The organism is Nonomuraea sediminis (genome assembly GCF_018531495.1).
In the GTDB taxonomy this organism is placed as follows: domain Bacteria; phylum Actinomycetota; class Actinomycetes; order Streptosporangiales; family Streptosporangiaceae; genus Nonomuraea; species Nonomuraea sediminis.
In genome coordinates this window covers 263913-285387 of the sequence record NZ_JAHDTI010000007.1, presented here as the reverse complement: position 1 = coordinate 285387, position 21475 = coordinate 263913, and the positions used below count along the sequence as shown (strand labels likewise).

Annotated in this window: 20 protein-coding genes; 6 read left to right on the top strand and 14 right to left on the bottom strand. The window is 67.9% G+C overall.

Annotated features, from left to right (window positions below; all coding sequences use genetic code 11):
- Positions 1 to 7: 7 nt before the first annotated feature.
- The 4 genes from KIK09_RS29795 to KIK09_RS29780 all read left to right on the top strand — a co-directional run bounded on the left by KIK09_RS29795 (position 8) and on the right by KIK09_RS29780 (position 4421).
- A complete protein-coding gene (locus tag KIK09_RS29795) occupies positions 8 to 1675 on the top strand; it encodes an MBL fold metallo-hydrolase (protein ID WP_214322707.1) in 1668 nt (555 codons plus the stop codon).
- A gap of 196 nt (positions 1676 to 1871) precedes the next feature.
- On the top strand, positions 1872 to 2615 hold the full coding sequence (locus tag KIK09_RS29790) for a 3-oxoacyl-ACP reductase family protein (RefSeq protein ID WP_214322706.1): 744 nt from the start codon (positions 1872 to 1874) through the stop codon (positions 2613 to 2615).
- A 177-nt stretch (positions 2616 to 2792) separates the two neighbouring features.
- Positions 2793 to 3950, top strand: a complete 1158-nt coding sequence (locus KIK09_RS29785) for an aromatic ring-hydroxylating oxygenase subunit alpha (protein ID WP_308164360.1) — start codon at positions 2793 to 2795, stop codon at positions 3948 to 3950.
- Positions 3951 to 3959: 9 nt separating this feature from the next.
- On the top strand, positions 3960 to 4421 hold the full coding sequence (locus KIK09_RS29780) for a hypothetical protein (RefSeq protein WP_214322705.1): 462 nt from the start codon (positions 3960 to 3962) through the stop codon (positions 4419 to 4421).
- 12 nt (positions 4422 to 4433) lie between these two features.
- On the opposite strand, the gene KIK09_RS29775 is transcribed toward KIK09_RS29780, so the two are convergent.
- From KIK09_RS29775 to KIK09_RS29765, 3 genes are all read right to left on the bottom strand, one after another.
- Entirely contained in the window at positions 4434 to 5276 is an 843-nt protein-coding gene (locus KIK09_RS29775; protein WP_214322704.1) for an MBL fold metallo-hydrolase, read from the bottom strand.
- A gap of 76 nt (positions 5277 to 5352) precedes the next feature.
- Positions 5353 to 6183 carry an NAD(P)H-binding protein gene (locus tag KIK09_RS29770; protein WP_214322703.1) on the bottom strand — a complete coding sequence of 277 codons (831 nt, stop codon included), beginning with the start codon at positions 6181 to 6183 and terminating at the stop codon, positions 5353 to 5355.
- Positions 6184 to 6288: 105 nt separating this feature from the next.
- On the bottom strand, positions 6289 to 6510 hold the full coding sequence (locus KIK09_RS29765; protein WP_214322702.1) for a nuclear transport factor 2 family protein: 222 nt from the start codon (positions 6508 to 6510) through the stop codon (positions 6289 to 6291).
- 88 nt (positions 6511 to 6598) lie between these two features.
- Here KIK09_RS29765 and KIK09_RS29760 point away from each other — a divergent pair, with 88 nt between their 5' ends.
- On the top strand, positions 6599 to 7390 hold the full coding sequence (locus tag KIK09_RS29760; protein WP_214322701.1) for a helix-turn-helix domain-containing protein: 792 nt from the start codon (positions 6599 to 6601) through the stop codon (positions 7388 to 7390).
- 9 nt (positions 7391 to 7399) lie between these two features.
- Here the strand turns inward: KIK09_RS29760 and KIK09_RS29755 are convergent, their stop codons facing one another.
- From KIK09_RS29755 to KIK09_RS29730, 6 genes are all read right to left on the bottom strand, one after another.
- Entirely contained in the window at positions 7400 to 8260 is an 861-nt protein-coding gene (locus tag KIK09_RS29755) for an alpha/beta fold hydrolase (protein WP_214322700.1), read from the bottom strand.
- 97 nt (positions 8261 to 8357) lie between these two features.
- Complete coding sequence (locus KIK09_RS29750; RefSeq protein ID WP_214322699.1) at positions 8358 to 8963, bottom strand: hypothetical protein; 606 nt, start codon at positions 8961 to 8963, stop codon at positions 8358 to 8360.
- Positions 8954 to 10333: a hypothetical protein gene (locus tag KIK09_RS29745; protein WP_214322698.1), complete on the bottom strand. Its 1380-nt coding sequence runs from the start codon at positions 10331 to 10333 to the stop codon at positions 8954 to 8956. The genes KIK09_RS29750 and KIK09_RS29745 overlap by 10 nt, the downstream gene beginning before the upstream one ends.
- Positions 10330 to 11187: an ATP-binding cassette domain-containing protein gene (locus tag KIK09_RS29740; protein ID WP_214322697.1), complete on the bottom strand. Its 858-nt coding sequence runs from the start codon at positions 11185 to 11187 to the stop codon at positions 10330 to 10332. The genes KIK09_RS29745 and KIK09_RS29740 overlap by 4 nt, the downstream gene beginning before the upstream one ends.
- Positions 11172 to 12002: a cupin domain-containing protein gene (locus tag KIK09_RS29735; RefSeq protein WP_214322696.1), complete on the bottom strand. Its 831-nt coding sequence runs from the start codon at positions 12000 to 12002 to the stop codon at positions 11172 to 11174. The genes KIK09_RS29740 and KIK09_RS29735 overlap by 16 nt, the downstream gene beginning before the upstream one ends.
- Entirely contained in the window at positions 11999 to 12577 is a 579-nt protein-coding gene (locus KIK09_RS29730; protein ID WP_308164358.1) for an RNA polymerase sigma factor, read from the bottom strand. The genes KIK09_RS29735 and KIK09_RS29730 overlap by 4 nt, the downstream gene beginning before the upstream one ends.
- 311 nt (positions 12578 to 12888) lie before the next feature.
- Between KIK09_RS29730 and KIK09_RS29725 the strand changes: the two genes are divergently transcribed.
- Complete coding sequence (locus tag KIK09_RS29725; protein ID WP_214322694.1) at positions 12889 to 14250, top strand: NAD-dependent succinate-semialdehyde dehydrogenase; 1362 nt, start codon at positions 12889 to 12891, stop codon at positions 14248 to 14250.
- An 81-nt stretch (positions 14251 to 14331) separates the two neighbouring features.
- Here KIK09_RS29725 and KIK09_RS29720 read toward each other — a convergent pair whose 3' ends face one another.
- From KIK09_RS29720 to KIK09_RS29705, 5 genes are read right to left on the bottom strand one after another with little or no spacing between them, the layout of a single operon-like run.
- Positions 14332 to 18039 (bottom strand): discoidin domain-containing protein, encoded by a 3708-nt coding sequence (locus KIK09_RS29720; RefSeq protein ID WP_214322693.1) that lies wholly within the window; start codon positions 18037 to 18039, stop codon positions 14332 to 14334.
- 58 nt (positions 18040 to 18097) lie between these two features.
- Positions 18098 to 18931 carry a carbohydrate ABC transporter permease gene (locus KIK09_RS29715; RefSeq protein WP_250573966.1) on the bottom strand — a complete coding sequence of 278 codons (834 nt, stop codon included), beginning with the start codon at positions 18929 to 18931 and terminating at the stop codon, positions 18098 to 18100.
- Positions 18931 to 19785: a carbohydrate ABC transporter permease gene (locus KIK09_RS58045; RefSeq protein ID WP_250573965.1), complete on the bottom strand. Its 855-nt coding sequence runs from the start codon at positions 19783 to 19785 to the stop codon at positions 18931 to 18933. The genes KIK09_RS29715 and KIK09_RS58045 overlap by 1 nt, the downstream gene beginning before the upstream one ends.
- Complete coding sequence (locus KIK09_RS29710) at positions 19782 to 21068, bottom strand: ABC transporter substrate-binding protein (RefSeq protein WP_214322692.1); 1287 nt, start codon at positions 21066 to 21068, stop codon at positions 19782 to 19784. The genes KIK09_RS58045 and KIK09_RS29710 overlap by 4 nt, the downstream gene beginning before the upstream one ends.
- Before the next feature lie 50 nt (positions 21069 to 21118).
- The gene (locus tag KIK09_RS29705) at positions 21119 to 21388 is read right to left on the bottom strand and encodes a hypothetical protein (RefSeq protein ID WP_214322691.1); all 270 of its coding nucleotides are present in this window, start codon (positions 21386 to 21388) and stop codon (positions 21119 to 21121) included.
- Between the last annotated feature and the right edge of the window lie 87 nt (positions 21389 to 21475).

Below are 21475 nucleotides of genomic sequence, written 5' to 3'. Positions count from 1 at the left end.
GACGACAATGTGGCTCGAGATCGATGCGCTCAAGGAAGCGGCGGCCTGGCCGGACGCCGACCAGCGCACCACTGTCGTGCTCGCGAGCCAGCTCATGGCCGCCGAGCGCTACCAGGAGGGCTTCGACTACTTCACGGCCCGCTCGGACAGCACCCCCGCCGACGCTCTCTCGCTGGCGCTCGCCGGAGCGTTCCAGGCTCGTCTTGACGGCGAGACCGAGGAGGCGATCGCCAAGCTGGACGCGGCGACCGGCCTCGGCCTCGGGCTTCCGCACTACTTCCGGGGAACCTCGCTCGCCCGGCTCCCCAGGTGCGCGGGCCGCGCGGAAACCGTCGTCGCCGACCTCGAGTTCGTGCTCGCGGTCAGGGACCAGTTCCCGCCCGGCTTGATGAGGGCCGTGCACGAGGGGCTGTCCCACGCCTACGAACTCCTCGGCCGGACAGCTGAGGCCGAAGCGGCCCGAAGCCGATCCGGGCGACTGATCACCGACTACTCGGTGGACGCTGACGACGGGTTCCGTTTCGTACCCCAGCAGCTCGTCGAACTCGCACCCGACGTGCACGTCGCCCAGGGATATGACTTCTCCGACCTCGCCTTCGTCGTCACCGCCGAAGGGGTCGTCGCCATCGACTCCGCCAGCACCCCCGAGCACGCGGCCGCGGCCCTTCGCGACCTCCGCCGGCTCACCGGATCGCCGATCACGCATGTCATCCTGACGCACGCGCACTGGGATCACGTCGGGGGACTCGAGGCGCTCACGGCGGACGGCGCGACGGTGATCGCGCAGGCGAACTTCCCGGACGAGCTGCGGCTGCAGAACTCCGGACCGGAGCCCTTCCGGTACTTCCTGCCGGGCGGCCGCAGCCATCGAGTCCAGGCCGTGCCGGACCAGTTGGTGAGCGAGCCCGAGAAGCTGACCGTCGGCGGAGTCGAGTTCGTGCTCATTCCGATCGCAGGGGGTGAGACGCACGACGGCCTGATCGTCCACGTCCCGGACCGGGAGGTCGTGTTCACCGGGGACATGAGCATGCCGTACCTCGGCGCCCCGTTCTTCGCGGAAGGCTCCGCCGAGGGCCTGTTCGAGGCGATGGAGACGGTCATGGAACTGCGCCCCCGGCTGCTGATCCACGGGCACTCCGGGCTGACCGCCACCTACACCATCGAGGCCTTCCCCGGGCTGCTCGCGGCCTTCCGCGACCTGGACGCCGCCGTACGGGCCGGTATCGCCGACGGGCTGACGTTGGCCGAGATCCTGCGGCTCAACCACCTGCCACAGGTACTGAAGGATCACCCGTCGGCGGTCATCCCCTATCTGGTCTCCCGCGATCACTTCATCCAGCGCGTCCACCGTCAGCGGACCGGATACTGGCATCCCCGAGGGGAGGGCGTCGAGCACTTCACGCCGGCCGAGATGGCCGGTGCGGTCGACCTGCTCGGCGGCGGAACGGCCGCCGCCTTCCACACGGCGGGCGCCGAACTCACCCGGCGCGGCGAGTACGCGCTCGCGCTGCGGATCCTCGACCTGGGGCTCCTCAGCCACCCCGGCACGCCTGAGCTCCTCGACCTCCGGCATGACGTTCTGCAGCGGCTGATCGAAGGCAATCAACTGCTCAACCCGTTCAAGTTCGTCTACTACGCGGGCCTCGCCGACCTCGAACTGGCGCCACCCGCCTGACCTTCGGGCGCGCCTGCTCAGCGCCCACCTGGTCATCGCCGCAGGCCGGACAGCGCCTCTCGCGTGTTGTCTGCCGTACCGAATCAGTGCAGCGGTACGGCAGGCAACACCGCACCGTGGGCGGGTGCAACCAGGAGGGGCGCAGCGGGGTTCCACGGGCGTAGGTGTCTGAAACTGACTCACGAGGGAGTCCCATATGACTGAGGTTCTGGGCGGCAAGGCGGCGCTGGTGACCGGCGGCAGCCGGGGTATCGGCGAGGCGATCGCGCTGCGACTGGCCGCGGACGGCGCGGATGTGGCGGTGACCTACCAGCACAGCGCCGACCTGGCGCACGCCGTGGTGGATCGGGTCAGGGCGCTGGGGCGCCAGGCCGTGGCCCTGCAGGCCGACGCCGGAGACCCTGCTGCGGTCGCGGAGGCCGTCCGGAAGGCGGCCGCGGAGCTCGGCCGGCTGGACATCCTGGTCAACAACGCCGGAGTGTTCCCGTCCGGCCCGCTCACGGACGTCGGGCTGGAGGACTTCGATCAGGTGCTCGCCGTCAATGTGCGCGGGCCGTTCGTCGCCGCCCAGGTCGCTTCCGGGTACATGACCGAAGGCGGGCGGATCATCAATATCGGCAGTTGCCTGGCCGGCCGTACCCCTTTCCCGGGCATCACGCTGTACGCGCTGAGCAAGACCGCGCTCACCGGGCTGACCAAGGGCCTTGCCCGTGACCTCGGCTCGCGCGGCATCACCGCCAACGTGGTCCATCCCGGTCCGATCGATACCGACATGAACCCCGCCGACGCCCCCGGCGCCGACGCCCAGAGCGCGTACACCGCCCTGGGGCACTACGGGGAACCGGCCGACATCGCCGCGACCGTCGCTCACCTGGCCGGCGAGGGAGGCCGCTACATCACCGGGGCCTCCATCGCGGTGGACGGCGGCGTCACCACCTGACGCGTGCGGCCCCGGCTGTCGTGATCAGTGCGGCCGGCACCCACGACAGCCGGGGACGGTCAAGAAGTTCTTGAATCCTCACTTAAAGGATCATTAGCATCAATCCGGTGGCACAGGGATATATGTGCCGTCTCGCCGCCTGCGCACCCGCGCTTGGTGCCAGGCCTTGGAGGTACCGTGACATCGGATCCGATCCCCGCAATCGATCACATCTCAACCGGATACGACCCCGACCCCGCCCTGTCGATGTCGTTGCACGCCGACGCCTACACCGAGCCGAGGTGGTTCGACGTCGACCAGCGGGCGATCTTCGCCCGTACGTGGCAGTGGCTGTGCCATGTGGAGAAGCTGCGCGAGCCGGGAAGCTATGTGACGGGTACGGTGGCCGGCATGCCGATCGTGGCCGTCCGGGACGAGGCTGGCACGCTACGGGCGTTCTACAACGTGTGCAAGCACCGCGCGCACGAACTGCTCACGGGCTCCGGCGTCCGACGCAGCATCGTCTGCCCGTACCACGCCTGGAACTTCGACCTCACCGGCCGGTTGAGGCGAGCACGCAACACCGGCGCCATGGCGGGCTTCGACACCTCCACGGTGTGCCTGGACCAGATCCACGTCACCGAGTTCGGCGGCATGGTCTACGTCAACCTCGACCCCGAGGCGGCTCCTCTGACCGAGCAGGCCGGGGACCTCGAGGCGGAGATCGAGGCGTGGGCGCCGGACGTCGCCAAGCTGACCCTTGCCCGCCGCCTCACCTACGACATCGCCTCCAACTGGAAGAACGTCGTCGACAACTTCCTGGAGTGCTACCACTGCCACGTGGCCCACAAGGACTTCGTGTCCCTGGTCGACATGAGCACCTATCGGGTCACCACCCATGGGATCTACTCCAGCCACATGGCCCAGGCCGGTATAAAGGAGAACTCCGCCTACGACGTGTCAGGCGCGACCGTTACCGAGCACGCGGTCTGGTGGCTGTGGCCCAACACCTGCCTGCTGCGCTATCCCGGCCGCGGGAACTTCATGGTGCTGCAGATCATCCCTGACGGCCCCGAACGGACTCGCGAGATCTGGGACTTCTATCTGGAGACCGCGGAGCCCGACGAGGCGGAACTGGACAGCATCCGCTACATCGACGAGGTTCTCCAGGTGGAGGACATCGCCTTGGTGGAAAGCGTCCAGCGCGGAATGCGCACCCCCGCGTTCACCCAGGGAAAGATCGTTTATGATCCCGACGGGTCGGGGTTGTCGGAACACGCGCTCCATCATTTCCACGGCCTCGTCCTCGACGCCTACCGGCACGAGCTCGAACGATCCGGCCCCCGGGACTTCTAGGATCAGGCCGTGGGTAGCCAGGTCACGCAGTTCCGTTTGTATCTGTACGCGTGTGCCGATGAATGTCAGCACAAATTGCTGGTCCGGGTGAATCGGCCAAGCTACCCGAGCGCCGATCAGGCAGCCGACGACGCGGCCGAGGACTTCGCGGATTCCGCGGCCGATCACCTTCGGACCTGGTGGCAGCGCTGGCTGCTGCGCCTTGACTGCCGCCGCGAACACGAGTCCCGGCTGCTGAACGTCTCGACCGAGGCCATTTCCGAAGAACTCGACGGCCAGGGCTTGAGACAACTGCTGGTGTGGGAGACGGATGCGATCATCGGCGTGGCCTCCACAGAAGAGGAGTTCCGGCGGCAGCTGTACGACTACTACGGGCCGGACGACCTCCCCCCATCCGACCTGCAGGTTGTCTCCCACTCCGTCTATTTCCTGACCGAGCAGTCCGGGACAGGCGATCTCCGCGACGCCTGACACCGCCCAGGATCATGACGGGTCATCGTCCAGCGCGAAGCGCATGTACCGCGTCGCGGAACGGCGTACCGAAGCCTTTCCCTCGGCAGTGACCACCCGTCCCCAGAACGCTCCGTAGATGCGTTCGAAGGAGAACGGTTCGATCAACGCGAGTGCGCGGCGGATGACACGCGGTCGCTCTGGAATGAAGTTGGGGATGCTGTACATGAAGCTGACCCACCGCCGGTCCATCACCACCATGAAGATGTCGCCGCTGAACAGCGCACCGCGTCCCTCGGGGTCACTGCTCCAGTGCAGTACGGTGCCACCGGCGAAATGCGTGCCTGCGTTGATCAGCGTCATGTCAGGCGCGATCTGGTGGGTGTCGCCCGTCCAGTACTCGATCAGCGGATCGGGCCGCCCGACCCACTCACGGTCCGCGGCGTGGACGTACACCGGGGCGTCGAAGGCGCGGCCCCACTCGGTCATCACGCCGTAGAAGTGCGGATGGCTGACGGCGATCGCGCTGATCCCGCCCAGCTTCTCGATCTCCGCGGCGAGATCGTCGTCGAGGTAGCCCACGCAATCCCACAGCACGTTGCCGGACGGCGAGCGGATCAGCAGCGCACGCTGGCCGACAGCCACCGACGGCACCGCGCCGACCCCGAGCACCCCGGGGCCCTCCTCATCGACCCGGCCGCGATGCCCACCGGCGCGCAACTCGGCAAGGGTGGTCCACTGCTGGCCTTCCCAATTGACATATTGCCGCTCATCCAGACAAATCGGGCAATCGGCGCGCGCTTTCCCGTACTGCACGCCGCAGGTACGGCAGATCGGGAGCTGTGTGCCGGATGTGACCGGCTTCGAAGACGACACCAGAGCTCTCCTTCGATGAATTTTGACGACCGGTGAACGCTGTCCCGCCCCGGATGCGCATCCGGGGCGGTCGCTGTCAGGCCAGTGCCGGGTCGAAGGCTCGGGCGGCCCATTGGGCGTAGGTGAAAGCCGGTCGCCCGGCGACTTCCTCAACCGCGGTCGAGATCTCCGCGGTCTTGCCGACCCTGGCGGCGAATCCGTCGAGGAGTTCGTCGACCACCGGCGCCGGCGTGCCGTGGCTCAGCATCTGCTCCCGGAACTGTTCCCGGGGCACCTCTTCGAACCGCAGCGGCCGCCCGATCGTCTCAGCGATGATCCGCACGCGCTGGATCTGGGTCAGCGACTGCGGCCCTGTGAGCATGTAGGCCTCACCGGCACGCTGATCCAGCAGGGCTTGTACGGCTACCGCGGCGATGTCACGCGGATCCACCGGAGCCAGTGCGGCCTCGCCGTACACCCCGCGGACGACCCCGTCGTCGATGATCTGCGGCGCCCAGGCGAGGTCATTGGTCATGAACGCGTCCGGACGCACGAAGGTCCACGGCAACCCGGACGCGGCGACGGCCCGTTCGAGCCGCAGGTGCTGTTCGCCGATCAACCCCGGCGTGGAGTACGTGACGCTCGATGAGGACAGCAGCACGACATGCTGCAGGTCGGCTTGCCGCGCCGCGTCGAGGAATCCGTCGAGCCCGGTGAAGACGGGGAACAGGAATGCCCGCTCGATGCCGGACAGCGCCGCCGGCAGGGTTTCCGGCCGGGCGAGGTCGCCGGGCACGACCTCGACGCCGTCCGGGAATGAACGGTCGCTCGGGTTACGGGTCATGACGCGTACCTTCTCGCCCGCGTCGAGCAGTTGACGGACGACGTTGGCGCCGACGTTCCCGGCGCCACCGGTGACCAGAATCATGGTTCCTTCTCTTCTCTTCTCTGAGGCAGAGCAGATCGCGCACGTGCTCTCGACAGAGTGACGAGACAGGCCTGTGGAATGTCAGGTCGGCGCCGCGCCACCCGCTCAGAACATTCCGTGGGGAATCTGCGCGGCTTCCGGCACCGGCTGGACGACATCCCAGTGTTCGACGATCTGTCCGTCGCTCAGCCGCCAGATGTCGACGACGGCGATGCCGCGCGGGTCGTCGGCAAGGGTACGGAGTACGTCGATGTTGCCCGCCGCGAACTGGGTGAAGCCGTCGATGACCAGTTGCTTGTTGCGTGCGGCCTTGCTGGTTTCGCTCATGCGGGCCACCGTCCCAGCCGCCGTCCGGCCCTGTCGATTACATGGCATGTAATCGCGATGATCGACGAGGCGGGGCAATAATCGCCGCATGACGCAGGACCGGCCGGTCGGTGAGCTGCTACGCGAGTGGCGGCACCGCAGAGGGCTCAGCCAGCTCGATCTGGCGATCCAGGCGGAGGTGTCCGCCAGGCACGTCAGCTTCGTGGAGACGGGACGCACCATTCCCAGCGGCCCGATGGTGTTGCGTCTGGCCGAGCATCTGGGCGTGCCCTTGCGGGAACGCAACCGCCTGCTGGTCGCGGCCGGGCACGCACCCGTCGTCCGCGAACGCCCGCTGGAGGATCCGCACCTGGCGTCGGCCCGGAATGTCCTGGAGCGGATCCTGCGAGGGCACGAGCCGTATCCGGCGCTCGTCGTGGACCGTCGCTGGAACCTGCTGTTCGCCAACGCCGCGATCGACGTCTTCCTGGAGGACGTGGAGGAGTCGTTGCTGCGACCGCCGGTCAACATGATGCGACTGGGCCTGCATCCGGGCGGGTTCGCGCCGCGGCTGCGCAACCTGGAGCAGGTCCGCGCCTACCTGCTGCCCCGGCTCGCCCGCCAGGTGGCGCAGACCGGTGATCCCCAGCTGAGCGCGCTGTATGAGGAGCTGCTGTCCTACGGCCCCGAGGACGATCCGCCGCCGCCCGATCCCGCCGACATCGCGCTGCCCATCCGCATCGGCCATCGCGGAGCGGAGCTGTGCTTCTTCAACACTGTCACGACGTTCGGTGCCGCCTTCGACGTCACGCTGGACGAGATCGCCGTCGAGGCATACTTTCCCGCCGACGACGACACCGCCCGCTTCTTCCGGACAGCAACGCGGAACGGTCGCCGCTGACCATCCTCGTCAGCCGGCCCGCTCCCCCGAGAGTCGGGACTGCACGAAGGTCCGGAACCGTTCGGCGATGACGTCGGGGGCGTTCAGGTCGGGGGCATTGTGGTCGAGCCCTGGCAGGATCTCGTGCCGGGCATCGGGCATGATCCGGCCCAGGCGAGGGAGCACGCCAGTGAGGTAGCCGGGAGATTTGGCGCCGCCGAGCAGCAGCGTCGGGGAGTCGATGCTCGCGTATCTGGCGCCGTCGGAGTCCAGGCGGATGATCTCGCGGATCTCGGCCGGGGTGTTCACCATCATCGCCCGCGCGTCACGGCCGTCGGCCCCCCGCAGCACCATGAACGCCAGCGCGCGGAACACCGGCGTCGGCGCGTCGCCGATGGGGGCCAGGCGGGTGGCCTTGAGCAGGACCGTCATCGCCGCGGTGTGCCTGCCCTTCTCCAGCAGGCGAGTGAACGTCGGCAGCCAGGATGCCGGGAACGACCCGCCGATGCTCACGCCCGGCTCGTAGACCACCAGCGCGTCAACCCTTCGCCGCAACCCGAGGTGCAGGGCGACCAGGCCGCCGTAGCTGTGCCCGAAGACCAGGCGCGCGCCCGTGTGATCCATGACGGCCAGCGCGTCGTCGACCTCGGTATCCACGCTGTAGCCCGGCCCCTGAGGATCGCTCTGGCCACGCCCGCGCCGCTCGATCACGTGCACGCTGTAAGAGCCGGAGAGCTCCTGTGCCAGGGCCCGGTAGTGGTGGGCACGCCGGTTGTTCCCCGGTACCACGACCACCCCCGGCCCCCGCCCCGCACTGAGCGTGGCGACCGTCGCCCCGCTCCGCGAGGTCACTGCGCCGGTCCGCCACTCCGTCGATGCCTTGCCGCCCATTCACGTCCTCCTTCACGGTGGTGGAGGCATGAGCATCGCCGCCGACGCTGGTATCCGCCTGGCAGAACGCTGGCAGCCCGCCGGGAACGGGGATAGGTCAGCGTAGGTCTCGGTTCGCCCAGTTGAGGGCGGCGAGGGCGGGCAGGAGTACGGCCAGCCAGGCATGGTGCACGAGGTCCCAGTTCCGCTCTTCCGGATAGAGCCAGGGCCAGTACGGTCCCCGCAGGACCAGGGTCACCGAGACGATGACCAGCAGGCCGCCCATGCCGGCAAGGGCGGCCGCCCTCCCCTGGTGCATGCGTCCGGCGATCGACGCCGCCAGCAATCCGATCGTGATGCAGACCGCGGCCTCCACCGCCATCCCGGCCACCTTGAGCTGTCCGCCCTCCGGCAATCTGGCGACAGCGATGGCGCACGCGACGCCCCAGGACAGGCCCGCCGCGGCGGCGCCGAAGCCGCACCGCACCCATTGCCGGAGCCACCGGGGCACCGGAGTAGCTCCCGTGCTTGCGCCCATCTCGTCGATCACGGCGAACCCGGCGGCGGCGCCCAGCATCACCCCCAGCATTCTGAGCACGGTGAAGGTGGTCCCGGCACCTGCCTCGATCACCAAGGCCATCACCACGGCAAGCGTTCCCGTGGCCGCGAGGGGAACCCAGTCGATCGCCCGCGCGATCGGCTTGATGAGCTGGATCACGAGCATGGCTTCCCCTTCGCGGGCTCGGCGGCGAACTCGGGGCGCAGTCCCAGCAACGGCAGCGCCTGCTCGACGGTCGTGCTGGGCTTCACCAGCGTGTCCCAGTGCGTCCAGATCCGCTGCCGGGCATCGGGCATGGCGAGCAGCCTGCGCGCGTAGCCCAGTTCGGCCGTGCCGTACCGGATCATCCCCAGCGGCGACTGCACCTGCATGTAGACGGAGGAGCCGACCTGGATCGTCCGGTCCTCGGACGGCGCCGACCCCGCTGACTGGCCGAGAAGCCACAGAGCCACGAGTGCCCTGCCCTGACCTCGCAGGTCGCAGCCTCCCATCGGGATGCCCAGGGCAAGCACCGAGCGGATGAGCTGGGAGGCGAGGATGGAGCGGGAGGCGTCCTCGGCTCCGGCCCGTCCCCACATCATGAACGTGTTGATGGACTCCGCGTTGTCACGGTACTCACCCATATCCCTGATCTGTCGCACGATCGGCAACCGGTCACGCCGCGTCGGAGGCAGCGCCCGCGCGACGGGCTCCAATGCCGATGCCCAAGCGGGGATCCAGGTGACGTAGTCGCGGAAGGCGCAGTAGGTGAGGACGTCGTGCTTCTCACATCGCTGAGCGGTCTCCTGTCTGGTGACGGTCGCGGTGGCTGCCGTGGGCACCGCCACCGCCGCGGCGGTCAGAGCGGCGACGAGGCGGACGGGCCTGGCGCCGTGCCGGAGCAGGGCAAGGGTCGCGAAGAGAGCGACGCAGGCCAGGAGGTAGACCGCATGCGACCCCGATGGGCGTTGCTCCCAGTCAGGCCCGTTGAACAGCACCACAGGCAGGAACCAGCCCCCGTAGCCGCCCAGCTGACTGTTGATGTAGGTGAGCAGCCCGATCAGGAATGCCGCAACGGGGACCGTGACAAGCCAGGGAGTCCACCTGCCGAGCATCGCGCCGAGGGCTGCCGCGAACGGTACGGCCAGCACCCCCGCCAGGGCCTCGTACGGATCGAACACCCCCGCGACCGGACCCATGGCCAGCCGCGCCAGCAGGTAGCCGGTCATCACCGGCAGCGCGATCCCGGCGCCGACCGTGACCGCCGCCAGGGTCGCAGCTTTTGTCCGCTCCGCAGCGCGTCCTGGCATCGCTGCGAGCGTCTCCGGCATGCCGCCCCTGGTGTCCCGGGAGGTCGCGAGGTTGGCTGTGAGCATCATGGCCACGGCCGGCAGCAGCATCGCACCCGACGTGCTCGTCGGATCGACGCTCATGTCGGGGAGCCACTGCCAGGTCGCGAACAATCGCAACCCCAGGCAGAGGGCGGCGGCTCCCCAGGGGATGGGGCTGCGCAGGAGCCTCAGCGCCTCGAACAGGAACAGCGAGCGGAAGATCATGTCGCCACCTCGACGGGCTGCCCCAGCAGGAGCAGGTAGCCGTCCTCGACGGCGGCCGCGGCAGGCGTGGCCCCGGGCGGGCGACTTCCCAGGGTGCGGTAGCGGCCGTCCGATGTCCGCCAGAACAGGTGGGAGTCAGCAGGAGGCGCCGTGGAGATCCAGACCTGGCCGGCCGCGACCTCGGCGAGCTCGGCAGGCGTTCCGTGGAAGACCGCCTGCCCGCCGTTCATCACGATCACGTGCTCGCACAGGGCGGCGACGTCCTCGGTCTGATGGGTGGACAGCAGCACCGTACGGCTCTCGCCGAGCCGGGAGACCAGTGCCCGGAACCGCATCCGTTGCTCAGGGTCCAGGCCGACGGTGGGTTCGTCCAGGATGAGCAGGTCGGGCCGGCCGAGCAGGCTCTGGGCGAGGGCCAGCCGCTGCTTCATGCCGCCGGACAGCTTACGGACCCGGGTCCTGGCCCGGTCGGCGAGATCGACTTCCGCCAGGACCCGCCGTACCTCCCGGTGGCGTTCACGCCTGTCCGTCAGCTCCTTGAGGATCGCGACGTAGTCGACGAGCTCGAAGAGCGTGAAGTGCGGGTAGAAGCCGGGGTCCTGAGGGAGGTAGCCCAGGCGACGGCGCAGTTCGACCCGCTGGCCCCGGTCCGCGGGGTCGAGGCCGAGTGCGCGTATCCGGCCGCTGTCGGGGGCCAGCGTCGTGGCCAGGGTCCGCAGGAGCGTGGTCTTGCCGGCGCCGTTGGGGCCGAGCAGCCCGGTCACCCCCCGTCCGAACTCCAGGGTGAGGTCGTCGAGCACGACGCGCCGGCCGTACGTCTTGGTCAGTCCGTGAACGGTCACGGTCGGGTCCACGTGGGTTCTCCTGAGTCGAAGCGTGCACGTCGCAGGTAGATGAGCGGGACGAGGATCAGGGCGGCCGCGCCGTACAGGGCCTGGGCCGCGGGCGAGAAGGGCGTCAGCGCGTCACCGGTGAGCCTCGCGAAGAGCAACACTCCGCCGAGCCAGGCGACGGTCAGGGCCGCAGCCGAGATCATCGGCGCGAACCGGGTCGACAGGGCCAGGGTGGCGGCTGTGAGCGCCAGAGCGGGCAGCAGCCATGCCGCCGCCGAGAGCCCGAGCGGGCCCGGGAGCAGCAGGGCCGCCACACCCGCCAGCACGATCGCGGTCACCAGCACCGCGACGGCACGCAGCAACAGCACCCTGGCGCCTCCCATGGGCGTGGCCGCCTGGATCTCGTGGACGGGGTCGACGCGTGGTCCGTAGGCGACGGCGACGCCCGCCAGCGGCAGCACCGGCGCGACCACGAGGAACGGCACCACGCCGCCCCGGCCCAGGTGGGCCGCTACGACGGCGAACGCCGTCACCGATGTCACCGCGAGCAGCCACCCACGCGCCAGAGAGGGCGTGGCCGCGAGGAACGTGGCCACGTGCTCGGGAACTCCGAACCAGCGCAGCAGCCGTGCCACCGGCCGCGGCCTGGGACGGTCCACCAGGTCCTCGACCCTCCCCCAGCTCGCGGTGAGCCAGTCCTCCTCGCAGGGCACCGCGGCGCGGCAGCGCTCACACCGGGTGAGATGGCTCTCCACGGACAGCACCTGGACCGGCTCCAGGTGGCCGCTCACGTAGTGCTCGAGCAGCTCGTCGGGCACGTGCCACTGCGCGTTCATGCGAGATGCTCCCTGAGCCGGGCCTTGGCCCGCATGACGCGGGTCTTCACGGTCCCCTCGGGGATGCCGAGGAGATGGGCGGCCTCACGCACGGTGAGGCCGTCGAGGACGGTGGCCTGGATGGCCGCACGCAGCTCGGGCGACAGCCTGGCCAGCGCCTTTCCCAGGTCGCCGTGCTCGACGCCGACCAGGACCGCGTCCTCGGCCGACTCGGTGATCAAGTCCGCGTCGTCCAGAACGGTGAGGGGTGGGCTGGTCCCGCTCCGGCGGAGTCCGGAGATGAGCCTGCGGATCGCGATCGTCCAGATCCACGCCGCCGCCTCGGCCTTCGTCACCCGGTAGCGGTGGGCGTCGCGCCAGATCGCGAGGAAGGTGTCCTGGATCGCGTCGTCCACGAGCTCCCTGTCGGCGCACCTGTGAGCCAGCCGTACGCGCAGCCAGGGCGCGTGGCGCCGATGGAGGATCTTGAGCGCGTCCACCCGCTCGGCGGCGACCGCGGCGAGCAGCTCGGCATCGCTGCTTCGGGGGCCGACCGGCGGCGGTGGCTCATGGCGACGCGCGAAAAATGGCTGCACAGTCTGATCTATCGCAATTCCTCCCCCGATCGGTTCTGGCGTCGGGCACCCGGGCTTCGTGATCGCCGAGGTGGTCAAGTCATACTTGGAGACGACACACGATGCGAAGGGTCGCAGTTGGGACATGATCGACCTGCCGGCTCCTTTTCGTCGGCTACAGCCACAGCAACCACCTGGTGGCTTTCGTGACGAAGCATCTGACGCGGAGCCGCGAGAGATCCTCGCTCGCGTGGAGGGGCTCACTGCATCACCCAGCAGCAGCCGTCCGTCCCCGGCTAGCTCGCTGAACCATTCAAGACAGGAGTACGACGATGAAGACCAGTCCCGCCTACCAGGTGACCGACCCTGCGACGGGCGAGGTCGTCGAGGCGTTCGAGACAGCGACCGACGCGGACGTCGAGGCCGCGCTGACGGCCTCCGCCGCGGCGTACAGGAGCTGGAAGGACGTCCCGATCACCCGGCGGGCCGAGATCGTCAGCAAGGTCGCGGCACTGTTCGCCGAGCGCGCGGATGAGCTCGCGGCGATCGCGACCCAGGAGATGGGCAAGCCGACCTCGGAGGGAGTGGAGGAGGCCGAGTTCTGCCAGTCGATCTTCGACTACTTCGCGACCGAGGGCCCGACGCTCGCCGCGGACCAGCCGATCAAGACGTTCTCCGGCGGAAAGGCGGTCGTACAGAAGCTGCCGGTCGGTCCCCTGCTCGGGATCATGCCGTGGAACTTCCCGTTCTACCAGATCGCCCGTTTCGCGGCGCCCAACCTGATGCTGGGCAACACGATCATCCTCAAGCACGCCGAGTCGGTGCCGAGGTCGGCGCTCGCGGTCGAACAGATCATGAAGGACGCCGGCGTGCCCGAGGGCGCGTACATCAACCTGTTCGCGACCCACGAGCAGATCGCGACGATCATCGCCGACCCGCGGTTGCAGGGCGTCTCGCTGACCGGGTCGGAGCGGGCCGGTGCGATCATCGCGTCGCTCGCGGGGAAGAACCTGAAGAAGTGCGTGCTCGAGCTGGGAGGCTCGGACCCGTACGTGGTTCTCGACAGCGCCGATGTCTCGGCGTCGGCGGAGACGGCGTGGGGCTTCCGCATGTACAACATGGGCCAGGCCTGCAACTCCAACAAGCGCATGATCGTGATGCACGACATCTACGATGACTTCGTCTCCGAGCTCACCCGGCAGGCGAGCGCCATCGAGCCGGGGTCGTTCGCCCCGATGTCTTCCCGGGCGGCTGCGGAGACGCTCGCGGCCCAGGTCGACGACGCCGTCAGCAAGGGCGCGACGCTGCACGCCGGCGGTGTGCTCAGTGACGGCCCGGCGGCGTACTACTCCCCCGCCGTCCTCACGGGTGTCACCCCGGACATGCGGGCCTACCGCGAAGAGCTCTTCGGGCCGGTCGCCGTGGTCTACAAGGTCGGCAGCGACGAGGAGGCCCTGGAGCTGGCGAACAACACGCAGTACGGACTGGGTGGCTCGGTGTTCAGCACCGACGTGGATCGTGCCGCGTCGGTGGCCTCATCGCTCGAGACCGGGATGTCGAACGTGAACACCCCGGCCGGTGAAGGCGCGGAGATCCCGTTCGGCGGGGTGAAGCGCTCCGGGTTCGGCCGCGAGCTGGGTCCTCTGGGCATGGACGAGTTCGTGAACAAGCGGATGTTCTTCGTCGCGGACTGACAGCCTGACGAGTCCGAAGGCCTGTATGGACGAGGGGGCATCACGGTCGTACGACCGTGATGCCCTCGTGCGCTGGGGTGGCTACCTGCCGTTGACGGCCACCTCGAGCAGGTCGATCGTCGAGCCGTTCGCGTTCCCGTCGAACGCCAGCCTGACGTACCGGGCCTTGGCGTTCAGCGGGTATCGATTGGCGAACCCGAAATCAGCGGTGCCCGTCGGCCCGTTGATCGTGCCGGCGTCGTTCCATGACACCCCGTCCTCGCTGGTCTGGATCTTGATGGTCCTGGGCGTGTCGAGGTATTTCTGATCAAGGGAGTTGAAGTTGACGGCGATGCCGGAGACGTCGGAGCTCGCCCGGAGCTTGAACTGGATCCACGCCGCCTCGCCCGCCGGTACCGACCATTTCGACTGGTCGAAGCGATTGCCCTCGATCGTCCGGCCGTCGACGAGGTTGGCCACGCCGTCCTGGTGACTCGAGGTGATCTCGGCGGACTCCGCGAGGTTGCGGTACGGCAGCAGGTCCAGGAAGACCCTGTTGGTCGTCACCGTCTTGCCGTCCAGCGTCACGTCCGCCCATACGACCGCTCTCGTGGGCTTGTCCACGGCCGGTATGATGATCTTGTTGTGCCTGAAGGAGAACGTGTCCGCCTCCTGGATCGCGATCGGCTTGTACTTGTCGCCACCGTTCAGGTCGACGATGCCGCCGTGCCAGCTGATCCGCGCCGCGTCCAGTCCGATCGGGCCGCCCTTGGCCGACCTGCCCTCCAGCGCGTAGCGCAGCCCGTCGTTCAGCGGGAACTCGCCGTACGCTTCCTTTCCTGCGATCCGTAGGGACGCCTCGATCATGTCGTCGGCCGCGTACACGACGCCGTCCTTGACCCTGACCTTCAACGTGCCCTGCTTGGTGACGCCCTCGTACGTGCCGGAGACGGTGATGGTGGTCGTACCGTCCGACACCGCGGTCACGACTCCATGACCGTGCACCGCCGCCACCGAGGGATTCGCGCTGCTGTACGTCACGTTCGAGAGTGCGGCTTTCAGCGCGGGGTAGGTCATGTATCCCTCGGTGCGGACCTTGAGCATCGAGGGCGCGACCTGCTCGGCGGTCGCGACGACGTCGGTCAGCTTGTACGTCCGGGCCGGATCATCGGTCACGATCTTGATGATCGTGTCGACAGGGTCCTCCCGCACATCGGCCAGGTTGATCGACAGGCTGCTCCCCTGCTGGCTGAACGAAGTCGTCGGGACGCCGCCGTTGAGCCAGGTCACCGACGTCACTCGCTGCCTGACCGGGCTGATGGTCAGGGTCCTGCCGGGGATCGCGTCGAAGCCCTTCTTGCCGTCCGGCCCCTTCATGATGTGCAGGTAGATGGCGTTGTCCCGGGCGGTCGCGTAACCCCACTGCGGACCGGCCGTGCTGTTCGGGAAGGCGAACTGCTCGTAGTTCCCCCGCCCGTTGTCCTCATAGCCGTAGCCGGACAGGAAGTACGGCGTCGTCCCGGTCGTGGACTCGTGTCTCTCCGGGCTGCCCTCCGGGGCGAACCAGCCGATCAGGTTCTCTCTGACGTCGATGAACTCCTGGGCGGCCTTCGGATACCGGGTGGCGATCTCCTGGGGCGAGTGCCAGTTGGGACCGCGGCTGTCGATGATCGACTGATCGTTGTTGTCGGCGTATCCCCGGCCGGCGTTCATGACCATCTCCTTGGCCACCTGCCGGTAGTCGTCACGCTTGCCGTAGTACGGCGACAACTCGTCCCTGGTGTGGATCATCTTCCACGGTTCCATGATCGTCCGCTTGAGGAGGTGGTTGCGTCCCGCGTTGGCGTAGATTCCCGAAGCCTCGGCGGTCCGCAGGTCGGGGTCACCGTACTCCTCGCCCCAGGCGTTCGAATTCACGATGATCTCGTTGGAGTAGTTGCGGATGCCGCTGTAGATGACGTCGAAGTTCTCCGACCTGTGCCCCTGGGGGCCGTCGAAGTACAGGTAGCCCGGGTCGTAGCGGTGGATGAGGTCGGCGATGTCCTGGACGGTCTTGTCGGTGTTCTGGGAGGCGTAGTACAGGCCGAATCTGATGCCGTGACGCTTGACCGCCTGCTCGAACCTCTTGAGACCGTCGACGACCTGCCCGTTCTCGTCCTTGGGATAGTAGAGATGCCGGTCGCTCTTCGGGTCGCAGAACTTCGAGGGCCAGAAGTAGGCCTGCTGGTTCGTCTCGACCGACACCAGCGAGTGTCCCTGGGCCTTGGCTCTCTCCGCCCACCGGTCGACGGAGAAGTTCGGATCGACGAAGTAGCCGTAGATGCCGGTGGCGTGCGTCAGAGCGCCGACCCTGCCCTCCTCGAACCACTTGTTGGGGCGTTCCTTCACGGTGAGGGTGAAGTCCTTGGTGGCGCTGCCGCCCTTGGCGTCGGTCACCTGGACGGTGAGGTGGTAGTCACCGGGCTTCGCGTTGACGCTGATGACGCCCTTGACGCTGTTCAGGTCGACCTTCCCGTCCACCAGGCCGTCGGCGAAGGTGCCGTCGGCGTTCAGCTCCAGGCCGTCGGGCAACTTCCCGGCGATCACCTTCCAGGTGTAACCCGGCGCCCCTCCGGCCGCCATGAACTGGAACGCCGAGGCCGAGACACCGTAGGCGTTGCCGCTGACGGACTTGTTCCAGACGTAGGGCCATTCCTTGTAGCCGGTGGGCAACCCCTGCGACACGACCTTCAGGGTCTCCGACGGGCCCGCCACGGAGTTGATCAGGCCGGGTATCCGGTTGCCCGCCTGATCCGCGACCCGGCCGTAGAAGCCGAGGTAGGCCACGTTCTTGTCCTGGGCCACCGGCACGCCGTTCGCGTTCACGTCCTCGGTGTAGGTGTGCTTGATCTGGATCATCAGCTTGTTCCAGCCCTGGTGCAGCTGGACCGTGGTCTTCGTGAGATCCTTCTGCACTTCCGCCGGCGTGCTCGGACCCGTCATGCACCGATCGTTGACGAAGAGCCGGTAGGAACCGCTCGCCCCGACGTTGAAGGAGGCCTGCTGCTCGACCGGGCTGTAGACGTACGTGTGCGCGTACACGTACTTGTTCCTGGTGTCCACGCCGCGCTTGACCGTGTAGTAACCGTAGAGATCCTGGTAGTCGTCGTAGTTGCGGTTGTAGACGCGGTCGTCGAAGTAGTCCCACGTCTTGCTCTCGCCGCCGGAGCTCAGCGCCTCTCCGGCCTCCGGGGTGATCTTCGTCTTCCCGTCGACGGGTTCCGCCCTGTCGTAGACCTCGATCTCGGCGATCCCGGTGATCGACGGGTACGGCACGCGGCCCTTGTCGATCTCGACCCTCATCTCGCGGACGTTCTTCAGGCCGGGCCGTACCGCATAGACGGTGGGATCCGAGGTGCCCGCGACCTGGCCGGACTCCACCTTGCTGCCGTCATCCAGGGTGAAGGTGAGGTGGTACCACTTGTTCACATGGCGCGAATCGCCCCACTGCGCGATCCGCACCTCGTTGAGCGCGATGGGCTCGCGCCACTTGAGGTTCACCCACGGGCTGGGGTCGTTCTCGGTCACCCACTGCTTCCTGGTGTCGCCGTCGACCAGGTAGGTGACGGGATTCACCGCCAGGGTCGATGACGAAGCCGTGATCTCCGACGCCTTGGGAGCCTCGTTGACCGGCTCGCCGACCTCGCATTCGTAGAGTTTCTCGACCACCGGCGCGTCGAACGGGCCCGACACCAGCCACGAGTTGATGAACGGCGCGTCGCCGGCCACCTGCTGCGCGGAAGCGTTCGCCGTGAAGAGGCCGAGTAACAATGCTGCGACGGCCGCTACGACACCTAAGACTTTTCTCAAGGTTCCCAGTGCCCTTCTGTCAGGCTTTGAGGCTTCCCGCCGCCAGTCCCGAACGCCAGTGCCGCTGCAGGACGATGAAGGCGATGACGAGCGGAACGACCGAGATCAGCGAGCCGGTGACCACGAGGTCGTACCAGGGCTGGTCCCGCAGCTGGCTGTTCCAGAAGTAGAGCCCCAGCGTCAGCGGCCAGAGCTTGTCGTCGGCGAGCATCATCAGCGGCAGGAAGAAGTTGTTCCAGATCCCGACGAACTGGAACAGGAAGATCGTGACCAGCGCGGGCGACATCAGCCGCAACGCGACGGTGAAGAAGATGCGCAGGTCGCCGGCGCCGTCCATGCGAGCGGCGTCGATCAGCTCGTCGGGTACGGAGGACGCCGCGTACACCCGGGCCAAGTAGACCCCGAACGGGGTCACGACGCTCGGGATCAGCACCGACCAGTACGTGTTGACGATGCCGGTGGAGGACGCGAGCAGGTAGAGCGGCAGCGCGAGCAGCGGCGGCGGGATCAGCACCGCGCCGATGATCACTGCGAAGAGACCTTCGCGGCCCCGGAACGGGTACTTGGCCAGCGCGTACCCTGCCATCGCCGCGATGAGCGTCGCCGCCGCCGCGCCGCCGGCCGAGTACAGCAGGCTGTTGAGGATCCAGCGCGGGAAGGCGCCGTCGCTGTGGGTGAAGACGCTCCTGACGTTGTCGGCGAGGTGCAGGTCCGACCCGAACCAGAAACCGTTGCCGCCGAACAGGTCGCCCTTGGACTTGGTGGCCGAGACGATCAGCCACCACACGGGCAACAGGAAGTACCCGGTGATCGCGAACAGGAGCACCGTGGTGCTCAGGCGGGTGATACGCATCACGAACCCTTGGTGCTCAGGCGGAGGAAGCCGTAGGAGAAGACGAACGTGGCCAGGGCCAGGACCACCGCGATCGCGGCGGCGAAGTTGTAGTCGTTGAGGCCGAACGCCGCCTGGTAGGAGAGCATCACCGGCGTGTAGCCGCCGCTGATCACCGAGGCCATCGGCCGCAGCACCATCGGCTCGCCGAACAGTTGCAGCGTGCCGATGATGGAGAAGACGCCGGTCAGGGTGAGCGAGGGCCGCAGCAGCGGGATCTTGATGTGCCAGGCGATCCGCACGCCGGAACAGCCGTCCACCTCGGCCGCCTCGAACAGCTCGCGCGGGATGGCCCGCAGCGACGTGTGCAGGATCACCATGTTGTAACCGGTCCAGGACCAGGTGACGATGTTGCCGATCGACCACAGGATCGTGTCGGCGGACAGGAAGTCGACCGTGGAGCCGAACGGGCTGAGCCCCGGCGCGTAGAGGAACGACCAGAGGACGGCCGCTATCACGCCGGGGATCGCGAACGGCAGGAAGTAGGCCAGCCGGAAGAACCGCCCGAACCGCACCACGCGCGAGTCCAGGATCAGGGCCAGCAGCAGGGCGAGCCCGAGCATCACCGGCACCTGGACCAGGCCGAAAGCAAGGACGCGGAGCACGCCGCCCACGAACGCGCTGTCGGCGAACACCCGCGCGTAGTTGGACAGCCCCGCGAACACGGTCTCGGCCGGGCCCAACCCGAGCCCGGAGCGCTGAACCCGGAACAGGCTCTGGTAGACGGCATACCCGACGGGGAGCACGAAGACGGCCCCGAACAGGACAACGAACGGCGCGAGCAGCAGGGCGGGCGCCCGGTGGCGGCGGATCATCCTGCGACCTTCAGGCCCTTCGTCCTCATCGCCTCGACCGTCTTGGCCTGCAGGGCGTCCAGCTGGTTGGGCAGCGTGCCCTTCCCCGAGTACGCGACGTTGACGGAGTCGGTCAGGTCGGCGCCGAACTGCGACTGCATCGGCCCCCACTGCCAGCTCGTGTCGGTGTTCTGTGCCGCCTCGGCGAACACCTGGAAGATGTTCTGGCCACCGTAGTAATCGACGCCGGTGTTCACCTCGGGCAGCGACAGTCCCGCGGTGGCGGCCGGGTAGATCCCGGTCACCTTGATCAGGTTCTTCAGGCTGCCGGGGTCGGTGCTCATCCAGGTGGCGAACTCGACCGCCTCCTTCTTGTGCGCGCAGCCCTTCAGCACGGCCGTACCGGATCCGCCCTCGTTGCCGAACTTCTTCTCGCCCGCCGCCCACTGCGGCATGGGGGCCACGGCGAACTTGCCCTTGGCAGCGGGAGCGTTCTCGGCGATCAGCGGGTGCAGCCAGACCGCGCCGATCGCGGTGGCGACCTTGCCGGACTGCAGCGAGCTCCACCACGCGGCGCTGTAGCCCTCGTCGGTGACGTTCACCAGCTTCTTGTCGATGAGCCCCTGCCAGAACTCGGCCATCCGCCGGGTCTCGGGAGAGTTGACGGCGACCTTCCAGCTGTCGGCCTCGGTGGAGAACCACTTGGCGCCGCTCTGCCAGGCCAGCCCGGCCAGATCGACGGCCCGCAGGTTCAGGATGTACGCCTTCGGGTCGGCCTGGTGCAGCTTCTCGGCCGCTTTCGCGAACTCGTCCCACGTCTTGGGTACGGCGATGCCGTACTTGTCGAAGACGTCCTTGCGGTAGTACAAGCCCGTCGGGCCGGTATCGACCGGAATGCCGTAGGTCTTGCCGACGATGCTGACGTGGTTCCAGGTCCACGGGATGAACTGCCCCCGGGCGCCTGCTGTCTCGCTGGTCACGTCCTCCAGGGCGTTCTCCATCAGGAAGGTCGGCATCGACTCGAAGCCGATCTGTGCCAGGCAAGGGGCGTTGCCCGCCTTGACGGCGGAGAACATCTTGTCGTAGCCGCCCTTGCCGCCCGACGGCAGCTTGTTGAAGGTGACCTGGACGTCCTTGTGGGCGGCGTTGAACAGCTCGACCGACTTGTCGTAGCCGGGCGCCCAGCCCCAGAACTCGAGCTTGACCGGACCTGCGCCACCATCGGCGCCGGGTGAGGGCGAACCGCACGCCGTCAATGCCAGCGGCAGCGCCGTCAAGGCAGCGGCGATCGTCTTCTTGTTCACTGGTGCGTCCTTCTTGCCGAGCGCCGCGGACGCTCGGCGTTGTCGTGTGGTCAGGGGAGGCGGCGCAGGGCGTCGTGGACCATCCACGAGCCGCCGGTCGTGGTGATGGTGATCGTCTTGTCGCCCTCCCCGAGCCGGGCGGCCGGGAGGGTGACGTTGAAGGTGGAGGGCTTGACGCCCTCGCTCCCCCGGTGGCCGCGGCCGGTGTCGCACAGCCCCATCGCCAGGGAACCCGCGCTGATTCCCACGCCGCCGGCCGCCTCGGCGGCGGGCATAGGTAACCCCGCGACGACCGCGCCGGCTCCTCGATGTTTGCTCATCTGCACTCCTGAGGTTCGAGCACCTGAGCAGCATGTATCGGATTCATCCGGACTGGAATCGTGGCAGCTGCCAACAGCCTGACCTCA